The sequence below is a fragment of the Planococcus antarcticus DSM 14505 genome, from assembly GCF_001687565.2.
Taxonomy (GTDB): Bacteria; Bacillota; Bacilli; order Bacillales_A; family Planococcaceae; genus Planococcus; species Planococcus antarcticus.
The window spans coordinates 2,687,672-2,701,188 of sequence record NZ_CP016534.2; the positions used below are offsets into that span (position 1 = coordinate 2,687,672).

Here is a 13,517-nt window from a genome sequence, read left to right on the forward strand (position 1 = left end):
TTTTTTGCTCAAGCTATGAAAAGTGAAAGTGCCTGGTCAGCTCTGACAGGTATAAGGCAGACCAGTAGTGTGGCGTTCTTTGCCACACAGCTGGGCTGACTTATGTCCCGAAGAGCTAGGCACTTGCAACTGGACAACACGAAAAGCGGAAGCTGCCGTGTAGCTCTGACAGGCATAAGGCAGACCGGCGAAGCGACGTTTCTTCAGTCGCACAGCCGGGTTGCCTTATGTCCCGAAGAGCTGGCTGCTGAAGCTAGACAACACGAAATGTGAAAGTGCCTGGTCAGCTCTGCCTTAAGTAGTTAATCAAACTAATTTCCCGCCCACTCTATATATTTCCATTATTTAAAATTCAACCCTTGCTTTTCTTCGTCAATTGGTTTACGATTACCAACATCGAATCAGAAACAACCCAAACTTAATAAGATATTTCTTATCTAGAGAGACGGAGGGATTTGGCCCTGTGAAGTCTCAGCAACCAGTCTGACGAAGACTACGGTGCTAATTCCAATAGGCTTTTGCCTACCAGATGAGAAGAATGCATTTCTAAACAGAGGCTTTCTTCTTTTGAAGAAAGTCTCTGTTTTTTTATTGTTGGGAGGATGAGTAGAATGACAAGACACAACTTGGAAACTTTATTGGTTCAATTAGGCAATCGCAGTGACTCTGCTACCGGAGCGGTAAATCCACCCATTTATTTATCAACAGCCTATGAACACCAGGAACTTGGACAATCAACTGGCTATGATTATACGCGAACAAAAAATCCGACGCGTTCAGTCCTTGAAGAAGGATTTTCAGAACTTGAAGGGGCGGATGCCGGATTTGCCTGTAGTTCTGGAATGGCAGCTATCCAACTGGTTTTGTCTCTTTTCCGTCCAGGCGACGAAATATTAGTGCCAGAGGATATTTATGGCGGAACGTACCGCCTACTGGACCACTTTGCAGCTACTTATAATATCCACCCCCAATATGCCGAGTTTAAAGATGTACAGGTCACCGAAGAAAAAATCACATTAAATACGCGTGCGCTCTTTATTGAAACACCAACGAATCCGCTCATGCAAGAAATCGATCTTATTGCCTATGCAGCATTGGCCAAAAAGCATAAGCCTCTATTAATAGTCGATAATCCCTTCCTGACACCTTTCTTTCAGCAGCCGATTGAACTGGGAGCAAATATCGTCATCCACAGTGCTACCAAATACATCGGCGGCCATAATGACGTCCTGGCCGGCCTAGTTGCTGCAAAAGGCGAAAGCATCTGCGAAAAGCTCTCGATGTTCCACAACTCAGTTGGCGCCGTACTATCGCCTTTCGACTCCTGGCTGTTGATCCGCGGATTGAAAACCCTTCCCTTGCGCATGCGGCAACATGAAGCAAACGCAAAGGCTATCGCAGCATTTTTGGCCCAGCAGCCGGCTATTTCGGACGTGCTGTATCCCGGAAGAGGTGGCATGTTGTCGTTCCGGCTGCAGGAAGAAGAATGGGTCGGTCCTTTCCTTGAACACATCAAACTCATCACTTTTGCTGAGAGCTTAGGGGGCGTTGAAAGCTTCATCACCTACCCAGCCACTCAAACCCATGCAGATATCCCTTTTGAAGAGCGCACCAAACGCGGTGTCTGCAACCGGCTATTGCGCTTCTCGGTTGGCGTCGAACTGGCTGAAGATTTAATCGCTGACCTGATACAGGCATTTTCGAAATTACAGAAGGAGGTTGTTGAATATGACTGATCGTGTTGAAACCAGGTTTATTCACTCTACTGGAGTTGACCCGCAAACCGGGGCCGTTAACGTACCAATCTATTTATCTTCCACATTCCATCAGAAAAGCCTGGATTCGTTTGGACCTTTCGATTATAGTCGCTCTGGAAATCCGACTCGCCTGGCATTGGAAGAAACCATTGCAAACCTAGAAGGCGGCAAACGTGGATTCGCCTTTTCTTCAGGCATGGCCGCTATTTCCTCCGCTTTCATGCTACTGTCTTCCGGAGACCACGTCCTGGTTTCAGAGGATGTCTACGGAGGCACTTACCGTTTTATCACCGAGGTTTTGAATAAATTTAATATCGAGTATACCTTTGTCAATATGACCGACTTGAACGAAATGGCCAATGCAATCCAGCCGAATACAAAAGTGATTTACTTGGAAACACCATCAAATCCCGTCATGAACATTACTGACATTGAAATCGCGGCAAAGTTGGCGAAAGCTAATGGCTGTCTGACATTCGTAGACAATACCTTCATGACGCCACTTTACCAAAATCCATTAGAGCTTGGTGCAGACATCGTGCTTCACAGCGCGACGAAATTCCTTTCCGGACACAGTGATGTCATTGCAGGTCTTGCCGTGACCAAAGATGAAGAACTCGGAAACCGCCTTGGTTTTATTCAAAATACTTTCGGTTCGGTTTTAGGAGCGCAAGATTCCTATCTATTGATCCAAGGCATCAAAACTTTAGGTGCCCGGTTAGGCCAGTCATCTGAATCGGCCCGCCTTATCGCTGAGTACTTGCATAACCACCCGTTAATCGAAGAAGTATACTACCCTGGATTTTCATTCCATCCCGGTAACCCAATTCACGAACGCCAGGCAAAAAATGCAGGGGCGGTTCTCTCCTTCCGCTTAGCTGATAAAAAATCAGCTCGGGTTTTTGTGGAGCATTTGAGAATTCCAGTATTTGCAGTAAGCCTTGGTGCAGTTGAATCGATCCTGTCGTATCCGGCAACAATGTCCCATGGCTCTATGCCTGCTGAAGAACGAGAAAAGCGTGGAATTACCGATGGCTTGCTGCGTTACTCTGTCGGCCTTGAACATCCGGATGATTTGGTGCAGGATCTCACCCAAGCATTGGCCCAGGTCGCTCGCCGAAACGGCTTGAGCATCGCAAATTGAATATATTTTATGTAGTGAAGAATATTGTTCCAAGGATAGCCTTCTATTCGAAAAATCAAAATACACTTTGGCAGCCTTTGGATAATTTCTTAATACATGCGTATAAAAAGCCTCTTGCCAATATTGGCAAGAGGCTTTTTTATTCTGGATAAAGAAAAAATCAACGAAACGGATCCAGATGTAATTCGAAAACCCTTATGAACTTTATAGAAGTACCATAAATCTATTACTGTCCTTGTTCTCTCCTGCAACCATATTGCTCTAAAAATAAACACTGATGGACCATCGCCTACTCATCTTTTCGACACAAATATAAAAAAAACGATATACTTCGTTAATTCTGATTGACATTCTCAATTAGCTCTCTATAATTGAGGTTGAGAATGATTTTCATTTAAGTTCTCAATTACATATCAAAGGGAGAGACACTCATGAAAAAAAGCTTTTATCTTATTTTAGCATTTTTACTTCTTGTTTTAGCAGCATGCGGAAGTAATGATGCATCCGAACCAGCAACAGATGATGCACCTGAAGAAGCAGCGGAAAGCAAAGAAGTCAATTTATATACGGCAAGACATTACGATGTAGACGACGAGTTATACAAGAAATTCGAAGAAGAGACAGGCATTAAAGTGAACTTGATCAAAGGTGAAGCAGATGAATTGCTCGAGCGCATCAAGCGTGAAGGAGACGGTACCCAAGCTGACTTGTTCTTAACGGCAGATGCCGGACGCTTGTTCCGTGCTAAAGAAGATGGATTGCTGCAAGCAGTGTCGAGTGACTTGCTAGACGAACAGATTCCAGAAAAATTCCAAGATACAGACCAAATGTGGTACGGCTTAACTAAACGTGCACGTGTAATTGTTTACAACAAAGAAACAGTAACACCTGAAGAATTATCCACATATGAAGCTTTGACAGAAGATGAGTGGAATGGCCGTGTATTGATTCGTGGCTCTGAAAACATCTACAATCAATCTTTACTTGCTTCATTCATCGAAATAGACGGTGAAGAACAAGCCAAAGAATGGGCTGCAGGCCTTGTAAAGAATTTCGCACGTGATCCTGAAGGCGGAGATCGTGATCAAGCTAAAGCGATCGCAGCTGGAGTTGGTGACGTCGCTATTATGAACAGCTATTATTTCGGACAAATGCTGAACTCTGAAGATCCTGCTGAAGTGGAAATCGCAGAAGGACTTGGATTGTTCTTCCCGAACCAAGAAACGACTGGCACACATGTTAACATTAGTGGTGCTGGAGTCGTCAAAACCTCTAAAAACAAGGAAAACGCCGTGAAACTGCTCGAATTCCTTTCGGCTCCTGAAGCTCAAGGTACATTTGCAGAAGCTAATTACGAATACCCGGTAAATGAAGAAGTTGAGCCTTCTGAGTTATTAAACTCATGGGGTGAATTTAAAGAACAGGATATTCCGCTTTCTGCATTAGGAGATAACAATGCTAAAGCAATTCTGCTCTTCAATGAAGTAGGCTGGAAATAATTAAGTTGCTCTGCCCTTGCTGTAGTTTTTTACAGCAAGGGATTTCTGACGATTGGGAAGGTGGCTAAAACCATGCAAAGAAGATTAGCTAATGTAAATATTTGGACGGTTGCAGCCATCGCCATTATCGCTGCATTATTTTTACCGAATTTAACGATTGTGACAGGCCTTTTTACCCCCTCTAACGACAATTGGGCACATATGAAAGAATTTGTCCTCTGGTCGTTTGTAACAAACTCCTTGATACTTGTTGTGGCCACTGCTGCTTCAACAATTTTAATTGGCCTAAGCTTGGCTTGGCTGATTGCCCAGTATCAGTTCCCTTTCAGGCGATTTTTAAAATGGGCACTGATTCTGCCTCTTTCCATTCCACCTTTCATTGGCGCCTATACATATCATGGGATCGTCAATTATACAGGAGTGATTCAGACAACGCTTCGTGAGCGTTTCGGCATGGAATTGAACCCTGCGCACTTCGACATTATGAACTTGCCGGGAGCAATTTTCATCTACACAGTGTTCCTGTATCCGTATGTCTACACCATCACACAAGTTTTCTTGTCGCAGCAATCCGCTTCACTCATTGAGAGCACACGACTACTCGGAAAAGGTCCATGGCGGACATTTTTCCAAGTAGTGGTCCCGATATCACGGATTTCCATTATTGCTGGTGCCAGTTTAGTCATCCTAGAAGTTTTGAATGATTACGGCGTAGTTAAATACTATGGCATTCAGACGTTTACGACGGCGATCTTTCAATCTTGGTTTGGCTTGGGGGATATCGAAACATCCATTAAGCTGGCAGCTTCTTTGATGGGATTTGTCATTGTGATTCTGCTGATTGAAAAAATTCTGCGTGGCAGACGCCAATACAGCTATTCTTCCACTAAAGTCAGGCCATTGCCACTCATCAAATTAACCGGCTGGAAAGCTTTTGCTGCCGCTGGCTATGGCTTTTCCATACTGGCTTTAGGATTTTTCATACCTGTTATCCAATTGATCGACTGGACGGTTTTGACTTTCGGAACCATTCCACTGGATGAATTTATGTCCTATATAAGGAATTCGGTCTTTGTAGCAGGATTCAGCGCAGCAGCTATTATCGTTTTCGCTTTGATTGTCGGCAATTTCGCGCGTCTTGTCCAGGGAAAGCTGGCCAAACTGCTGCCGAAACTGACTGTTCTTGGCTATTCCATTCCCGGGGCTGTCATTGCGGTCGCTGTTGTAACAGCCTTTGTGGCACTGGATGAATTTCTGGCCCCGCTTTACCAGTTGGCCGGATTGAACACAACGCTTGTACTCAGTGTCAGCATCATCCTGCTCATCACGGCTTACATCATCCGGTTTTTCGCCATCGGCTACAGTTCCATCGAAACGGGTTACGATAAAATCGGTACTGATTTCCAGGATGCTTCTCGCCTATTAGGTGCAGGACTGACAAGAACTTTCTTCAAAGTAGACATGCCGATGATGAAAGGGGCCATCGTCAGCGGATTTATCCTTGTCTTCATCGATGTGCTGAAAGAAATTCCATTGACCTTGATTTTGCGGCCATTTAATTTTGATACACTTTCTACGAAAGCTTTCCAATACGCTAGTGATGAAAAGATCATGGAAGCTTCTCAAGCTTCTTTATTGATAGTCGGTATTAGTGCCCTTGCAATCATCGTCTTCTATAAGTTCCTGGAAAAGGAGTTGGATTAATATGTTCGTAACGATTGAAAACCTTTGCTTTTCTTATCCCAATACAAAAGCTACTGCACTCGACAATTTCTCTTTGCAGATTGAAAAAGGAGAAGTGATTTCCATTCTCGGGAGGAGCGGAAGCGGAAAAAGCACCGTGCTCCGCTTGCTTGCGGGACTTGAAAATCCAGCAGTTGGAAAAGTGACGATTCAGGATCAAGTTCTCTGTGATAAACATACTTTTGTACAGCCAGAAAAACGCGGCATCGGAATGGTATTCCAAGATTATGCATTATTTCCCCATATGACGGTTGCCGATAATATTTTGTTCGGGCTTTTCCGGATGAAACGAGCTGCAAAGCAAAAACGTCTTCAGGAAGTGTTAGAGCTTGTGGAATTACAAGGCTATGAAAAACGTTATCCCCATCAATTGAGCGGTGGACAACAACAACGTGTAGCGATTGCCAGAGCACTCGCTCCAAACCCACATCTCTTGTTACTCGATGAACCGTTTAGTAATTTGGATGCAGAACTTCAGGAAAAAATTCGTAAAGAGTTACGTGATATCTTGAAGAAAGCAAACATCACTTCTATCTTTGTGACACACGATGAGAAGGATGCCCATATCCTGGCAGACCGAATCGTCAAAATCAAAAATGGCCAGACCGATTTTATCGGCCGTCCCTGTGATTTGCTTGATGTTTATCGGCAGGAAAAACAAAACCTGCCACCACTTTCAGAAAAAAAAGAATTATTATATACTTAAAAACAGCCAACATTCCGCTCTTGAACAAGCGATGTGTTGGCTTTTTTTATCCGATTTGTGTTGCAATGTACTCTTCTTCATCAGCATTTATAGATATTCAAAATGATTTATAAACGTTTTAGGAAATTTGTCGATGCTCAGCTATATTTACAGTCGTTCAGCAAAATTTCAAACGAAAAACCCATCCGCCTGAATATAAATGGATGGGTTTCTTCGATATACTATATCCGTTCTTCTCCAACGGCCGATAAGCTTGCTGTTTTCTGCTGCAGATCATCCGTTTCGATGGTTTTACGGGCAACCCCTGTCTCTATAGCAGCTTTGGCAACCGCTATCGCAACAGCTGAAGCAACGCGCAAATCGAATGGTTTCGGTATGACATAATCTTCATGCAACTCATTGGTCTCCAGTAAGCCGGCAATCGCTTCGACTGCAGCGATTTTCATGGCATCATTTATATCTGTAGCCAAGACGTCCAAAGCGCCTCTAAAGAGCCCAGGGAAGGCTAACACATTATTGACCTGGTTCGGGAAATCGGAACGCCCTGTGCCGACAACTCTTGCGCCAGCCTGTTTTGCCAAATGCGGAAGGATTTCAGGATTCGGATTGGCCATTGCAAAGATGATGGCATCGCTATTCATAGTTCGAACCATTTCTTGAGTCAATGCACCTTCTGCCGAAACTCCGATAAAGACATCTGCCCCCTCAATGACATCTGCCAATAGCCCTTCTTTACGTCCGTAATTACTCATTTCAGCCACTTCTTCTTTAAATGGATTCATGCCGTTTTCGCGTCCTTTGAAAATGGCACCTTTCGTGTCACACATGATCAAATGACCAAAGCCAAATTTGCTCAGTAGTTTGACAACGGCAATTCCTGCAGCTCCCGCACCGTTCACCACAACTTTGGTGTCTTGCACGTCCTTGCCGACCAGTTTCAATGCATTGATCAAGCCAGCTAGGGTAACAATTGCTGTACCGTGCTGATCATCGTGAAACACCGGAATTCCCATTTCTTTTTTCAGACGCTCTTCCACTATGAAACAAGTAGGAGCTGAAATATCTTCCAGGTTGACGCCCCCAAAGCCAGGTTCAAGTAATTTCACCGTTTGAATAATGGTTTCTGCATCCGTTGTATCCAAGCAGATTGGAAAAGCATCTACTCCGGCAAATTCCTTGAATAATACTGCCTTTCCTTCCATGACCGGCAATGCGGCAAGCGGACCGATATTGCCAAGTCCTAGAACAGCTGTACCGTCTGTCACCACCGCGACCATATTGCTTTTCATCGTATAGTCATGAACTTTCGCCGGATCTGCAGCGATTTCCCGGCAAGGCTCAGCTACTCCTGGAGAATATGCGAGGCTCAAGTCCCTTTCATTTTCCAACGCCACTTTTGACCGAATCTCCAATTTCCCTTGATGCGTTCTATGAAGTTGCAACGAATCGTTTTTCAACTTAGACATTTGCCTCATCTCCCTTAGTTCATAATTGTTTATTATAAAGGGTATTCAGATAATTGAAAGAGTTTTCAATTAATTTAGATAATATTCAGACTTTTGACGGATACAGTAGTAAAGTTGGTTTGTCTCATCCATTTTTTCTGGCTTCCAATGTCCCAAATCGAACCACTGCTTTATCAACTAGTTTTCAGACTTTCTCAATAACGCTCAAATCTCCAAAAATGCGATGGATTTTAGGCTATGCCTTTATAGCTCCGAAAGCGCGACTTCAAAAGCAGCTCGATTTCTTCTGGAAACTGCTATATCGGCGATCAGTTTGCAAAAGTCAATGCGTTTTTCTCTGCTTACTTTCCGTAAAACGGAGATCTCGTTTTACAGTTTATCTGCCTTCAAATCGGTTTTTAAGAAATGGATAAGAGTTTGTTCTCGCTCTTTATTTAATTCTGCTGAAATATCGGGCTTCCACGAATAAAACCCTTCACCTGTTTTATCTCCGAGCTTTTTTTCTTCCACAAGTTTGGACAGCGTTTCACCTGATTGCTGATCTTTCGCTAAATCTTCGAACAAATAATTAGAAATTGCCGCGAAGACATCAAGCCCTCCCATATCCGCAGTCATGAGCGGGCCTGTAACCGGCAACCTGCGCCCGATACTATACGTGACAGCTGCATCAATATCTTCTTTTGAAGCAGCTCCAGCATCCAACAAAGCCTGAGCTTCCCGGAACAATGCATATTGCAGACGATTGCCGATAAATCCTGGAATTTCCTTGTGGAGCAAAATTGCTTTTTTGTTCATTTCTTTTAAAACATTCATCGCTCGCTCGACAGTCGCCTCATCGGTATGCTCACCTTTAACTACTTCTACCAAAGGAATAAGATGTCCTGGATTCCAGAAATGCGTGACTAGAAAGCGATTGGGTTGCCTCATCTCTTCAGCCAATAAACTCGGTTTAAATCCTGAGGTGTTACTGGCAATAATCACGTCATCGCTGATCAACGTTTCCAATCTACTGTAAAGTTCTTTTTTTAACTCCAGCACTTCGGGTACAACTTCGATAATGAAAGTCGAGTCCGAAATAGCTCCTTCAAGGAGAGTAGTCAATCGAATTCGTTTTCTAATTTTTTCTGCTTGTTCTGCAGTAAACAATTCATTGTCTGCCATGACTTTGAGTTTATTATTTAATCCTTTGTCAGCATTTTCTAGGTCCTGCTCGTTAATGCCATATACAGATACAGTTTGGCCAGCCCATGCGGCTGACAAAGCAATTGAATGGCCCATCGTTCCTGCTCCAAGAATTGAAATTTTCTCCATCCTCTACACCCCTCTATCGTTTGACTGTATAACCGAAACTGCCCAACAAACATTGAACTGAAAGTTTGTTGGGCAGTTTCATCTTATAATCCAAGTGAGAATAATACAACTGCCAATGCACCAAATGCAGGATACGCATCTCGATGTGTTTCACCTGCAATTGAGCGAATTGTCGGTACGATGTATACGCCCTGTGTCAATGAATCAATCAAACCAGCCTGAAAAAATGGCATCCATTCTACGTCAGACTTCGAAATTGACGCCATATCTAAACAATAAGTCGCCAGTAATTGCCTGACCGCTGGATGATGAACTGGTGCTGTGGTTCTGCAATGAGCATCCTATAATTTGCAACAAAAAACCTACCGTTTTTCCGGTAGGCTGAACATAAGCTACGCAACTTTATGATAAATGAAACGAATCGTCATAAAGCGGCTTCATATGCAAATCATATTCTTTTTTCGCTTCTTCTATGTCGTAGATCTTACCCGGATGTCCAGGACTGCTCATTTGTTCCACTTGTTCATGAACCAAATCCGCAAAATATTTTCCGCAGGCAACATCATTTGGATACTTCGCCTTTACTTTAGCTACTAGCTCTTCATCGAGTATCTGATTGAATGCGTGATACATTGCCGCGTTGACAATCGTCAATGCCTTTTTGGAAGCATAGGACACGATATAATAATTTCCGTACCGGTCCTTCAGCAAATCTCTCTTTGCTACAATTTCCATATCTTCACCCTCCTTTAGTTCTATACTGTTCCATACCCTTCTGCATCTCCCAAAAAACAGTCCAGAAGAATATGCTCCAGCAGCTCTTAAAGCCACGTCGCGTCCATGGGCCACACGGAACAATAAAACAGGTATCCTTTTATTAGCCTTGTTCAAAGCGATACGGAAAAACGCAGACACACAGAAAAACCCATCTGCTTCGAGCAGACAGGTCCAACAGGTTTGTTCAACTTAAGTGATAGAACACCACTTCTCCAAACACAATGCTATAAACGCAAAAACTGGATTCTTTCAGGTTTTTTCTTCATATCAAGGACGCCTTTTACATCAAAGACAATTCCACGTTGTCCAATCAATAAGTCTTCAAATTGCTGCCAACCGCTTTCTTTATATGGCTTATGCGGAACTGCCAGAATAACTGCGTGCGCAGGCTTTAATTGCTGACGAGTTAGAAGTTCTGTTCCGTAAAAGCTTTCTGCATCTTCCGTGGAAGCATAAGGATCAGCTAATTGGACGTCCATGCCGTATTCTTTCAATTCCCGTACGATGTCGATCACTTTGGAGTTGCGCAGATCCGGAACATCCTCTTTGAAGGACAGCCCCAATACGATGACACGGCCATCAGCTGGATTGATATTTTCTTGAATCATCTTTTTTATCAGTGATTGTGCAACGAACCGGCCCATTCCTTCATTGATATTGCGTCCTGACAAAATCACCTCAGCGCTGTGGCCGACCAATTGCGATTTGTTCGCTAAATAAAGAGATGCCAATTCGACTCCTTGTCCGCCCACTAAACCCGGTAAAGCTTTCACGAAATCACGTTTGCTTCCTGCTGTTTCCAGCACTTCCAGTGTATCGATTTTTAAGCGCTCACAAATTATCGCCAATTCGTTCATAAGCGCCACGTTGACATCAAGCTGGATGCTCTCAATCAATTTCGCAGTTTCAGCGACACGGATGGATGGGGCTTTATATATTCCACCACCAACGATACTGCCATATACCAGAGCCAAAAAATCTGTCACTTCTTTGTTTTGTCCGGCAACTACTTTTTTCGTTTTTGTGTAGCTGCTTTTTTTTCCTCCTGCCAGCACTCTTGGAGGAGAATAGCCGACAAAAAATTCTTTGCCACTCTCGTAGCCTGAATACTTCTCAAGCAGCGGGATACACAGTTCTTCAGTCATTCCCGGTGCCACAATTGATTCGTAGACCACCACTGCGCCTTTTTTCATATGTTCCCCCACATATTTACTGGCTCTTTGCAAAGCGGATAAGTCAGGCATTTTATCTCCATCAATGGCTGACGGCACGGCAATAATGATAAAACCTGCTTCTTTTAAATCTGAAGGGTCAGCTGTAAAAACGATAGTTGATTTTGCAAGTTCTTCACGGCCTATCTCATTAGTCTTATCCAGTCCCAGCGTTAAAGCTTGGATTCTTCCTGTACTTATATCGTAGCCGATGACGGGATACTTTCGATTAAAGGCGGCCGCTATAGGCAATCCGACATACCCCAAACCGACTACTGCTATTTTTAAATTTTGCAACATGTTGACGTATGCCCCCCTTTTCCCGCTCTTTTCAATGAACTTTCTGGATTGGCCACGTAGCTGTTACGCCACCGCTTATTTCTCAGTGGCTGAAGACAATATGTGCTACTCCAGAGGCGATCAAAGCAAATTCTCTTTTTCTCTCAATGAAGTAATCAAAATAGGTTGGCCATTTGAGTTTAATGCCAGCTTCCACGAAATCACATCATCTACTTTGTTGTTGATATGCAGGTTGATTGCAAAAGACTTGAGACGGTCAAAATGGGGAATTTTGCTGCCTGCGAAAACAAATCGTGTCTGTGGATGCTTATAGATTTTTTCAAGTGTATTTAAGTCATAGGCATATGATTTTAAATTCCCTTGATGGTCTAATCCACACGAAATCCCACCGATTTCATCCGCAAATCCACTGATGCTTTCAACAGTTCCTATTTCCAAGCTGCCCGATAGCAGAGACACTGTGTTGTTTTCACAATAAGTCACTAGATGAATGGTATTCAGAGCATACGGATAGATTTTGTTTAGAGAAGAGTGCTGTACGATTATGTCATCATTTTGAAATGGAAGATCTCTTCCGAAATTATAGACTTCCTCTCCAAAACGAAACTCAGTAGAGTATTTTTCTGCTCCCATTTACTCTCACCCCTTTGTTCTTTCTTTTTTAATAATCGAAATAACCAGTTCCCGCGCCTCTTTTTTAGGATTTTTTTTCAATTGTTTCAGTAGACGTGCCAATTCTATTTGGCTGATTCCCGTCTGTTTTTTAGGTCTGATTCGTACAACCGCGTCTTTTTGATGGAATGAACTCTCTTTACCTAATCTTATGTTTGTCTCTCCAGCCTGAAGTATCTGTTGTGCCGTATAGACAACTGGCGCTTTCTGCTCGAACAAGTGACCAGATCTCTTGGATAATTGTTTGTCATGAAGGAGTGTTTCAGGTGATCGAAAAATTGTGTACTGTGTCGAACTAGTTGTTGAAACACTTTCCACGGTCATTTCCGCTAGTCTTTTGACTGCTTCCTTGAAATTACGCGGCTTAGCAGCTTGTTCGGAGGAAACCATTACAAAAGTATTGACTCGATAGCCGTTTGCCGCTTCGGCGATATTATAAGTGCCGAAAACATGAACACAGAGGGCTTCAGTTGTCTTCTCTTCTGCAACATCGAGTTGCTGATGGCCATCTGTATGGTATACGATATCCGGTTTATACCGCCCGACTATTTCAAAAATCCTTTTTTTATCTTGAATGTCTACAACAATTGGAATAATTTCTGCATGACTCCCCACCCGCTTTTGTAGCTGACTCTCAACGGTATAGATAGACTTCGGCCCATCTCCAAGCAGCAAAATTCTGGCTGGTTGATATTGAATGAGCTGACGGCTGATTTCTGAACCAATCCCCCCACCAGCCCCAGTAATCATGACGGTTTTTCCTGTTAGGTGTAGCGCTTTCGGCATAGCCGCATGCTCTAGTTTTTCTTCGAAATTTTCAAATCCAATCAGAACGAATGTGCGAAAACGGCGAAAAGCGATAAGAAAAGGTACCAGGGATCGATGAAAAATTTCAAGTACATGCTGCTTATCCAACTTCATCCCTGTTCTC

The 13,517-nt window shown here is 43.3% G+C and carries 12 protein-coding genes and 1 riboswitch; of the genes, 5 read left to right on the top strand and 7 right to left on the bottom strand.

The window, feature by feature from the left end:
* The first annotated feature begins 430 nt into the window (after positions 1-430).
* A riboswitch (SAM riboswitch) is annotated at positions 431-536 on the top strand.
* 75 nt (positions 537-611) lie between these two features.
* The 5 genes from BBH88_RS13420 (at position 612) to BBH88_RS13440 (ending at position 6,849) form a co-directional block, all read left to right on the top strand.
* The gene (locus tag BBH88_RS13420; protein ID WP_006829445.1) at positions 612-1,736 is read left to right on the top strand and encodes a methionine biosynthesis PLP-dependent protein; all 1,125 of its coding nucleotides are present in this window, start codon (positions 612-614) and stop codon (positions 1,734-1,736) included.
* A complete protein-coding gene (metC, locus tag BBH88_RS13425) occupies positions 1,729-2,901 on the top strand; it encodes a cystathionine beta-lyase (RefSeq protein ID WP_006829444.1) in 1,173 nt (390 codons plus the stop codon). Before BBH88_RS13420 ends, metC begins: the two co-directional genes overlap by 8 nt.
* Positions 2,902-3,332: 431 nt before the next feature.
* Positions 3,333-4,400, top strand: coding sequence for a Fe(3+) ABC transporter substrate-binding protein (locus BBH88_RS13430; protein WP_006829443.1), 1,068 nt, complete (start codon positions 3,333-3,335; stop codon positions 4,398-4,400).
* A gap of 72 nt (positions 4,401-4,472) precedes the next feature.
* Positions 4,473-6,104: an ABC transporter permease gene (locus BBH88_RS13435; protein ID WP_065536693.1), complete on the top strand. Its 1,632-nt coding sequence runs from the start codon at positions 4,473-4,475 to the stop codon at positions 6,102-6,104.
* A gap of 1 nt (position 6,105) precedes the next feature.
* On the top strand, positions 6,106-6,849 hold the full coding sequence (locus BBH88_RS13440) for an ABC transporter ATP-binding protein (RefSeq protein ID WP_006829441.1): 744 nt from the start codon (positions 6,106-6,108) through the stop codon (positions 6,847-6,849).
* 221 nt (positions 6,850-7,070) lie between these two features.
* Here the strand turns inward: BBH88_RS13440 and BBH88_RS13445 are convergent, their stop codons facing one another.
* The 7 genes from BBH88_RS13445 to BBH88_RS13475 form a co-directional block, all read right to left on the bottom strand.
* The gene (locus BBH88_RS13445; protein WP_006829440.1) at positions 7,071-8,315 is read right to left on the bottom strand and encodes an NADP-dependent malic enzyme; all 1,245 of its coding nucleotides are present in this window, start codon (positions 8,313-8,315) and stop codon (positions 7,071-7,073) included.
* Between the two features lie 369 nt (positions 8,316-8,684).
* Positions 8,685-9,626 carry a 3-hydroxyacyl-CoA dehydrogenase family protein gene (locus BBH88_RS13450; protein WP_065536692.1) on the bottom strand — a complete coding sequence of 314 codons (942 nt, stop codon included), beginning with the start codon at positions 9,624-9,626 and terminating at the stop codon, positions 8,685-8,687.
* A gap of 83 nt (positions 9,627-9,709) precedes the next feature.
* The gene (locus tag BBH88_RS13455; protein WP_154669164.1) at positions 9,710-9,859 is read right to left on the bottom strand and encodes a hypothetical protein; all 150 of its coding nucleotides are present in this window, start codon (positions 9,857-9,859) and stop codon (positions 9,710-9,712) included.
* 169 nt (positions 9,860-10,028) lie between these two features.
* On the bottom strand, positions 10,029-10,361 hold the full coding sequence (locus BBH88_RS13460) for a hypothetical protein (RefSeq protein ID WP_006829437.1): 333 nt from the start codon (positions 10,359-10,361) through the stop codon (positions 10,029-10,031).
* A 266-nt stretch (positions 10,362-10,627) separates the two neighbouring features.
* A complete protein-coding gene (locus BBH88_RS13465) occupies positions 10,628-11,914 on the bottom strand; it encodes a nucleotide sugar dehydrogenase (protein WP_006829436.1) in 1,287 nt (428 codons plus the stop codon).
* 120 nt (positions 11,915-12,034) lie between these two features.
* Positions 12,035-12,547 carry a sugar-transfer associated ATP-grasp domain-containing protein gene (locus BBH88_RS13470; protein ID WP_006829435.1) on the bottom strand — a complete coding sequence of 171 codons (513 nt, stop codon included), beginning with the start codon at positions 12,545-12,547 and terminating at the stop codon, positions 12,035-12,037.
* Positions 12,548-12,553: 6 nt separating this feature from the next.
* On the bottom strand, positions 12,554-13,507 hold the full coding sequence (locus BBH88_RS13475; RefSeq protein WP_006829434.1) for an SDR family NAD(P)-dependent oxidoreductase: 954 nt from the start codon (positions 13,505-13,507) through the stop codon (positions 12,554-12,556).
* Positions 13,508-13,517 lie beyond the last annotated feature (10 nt).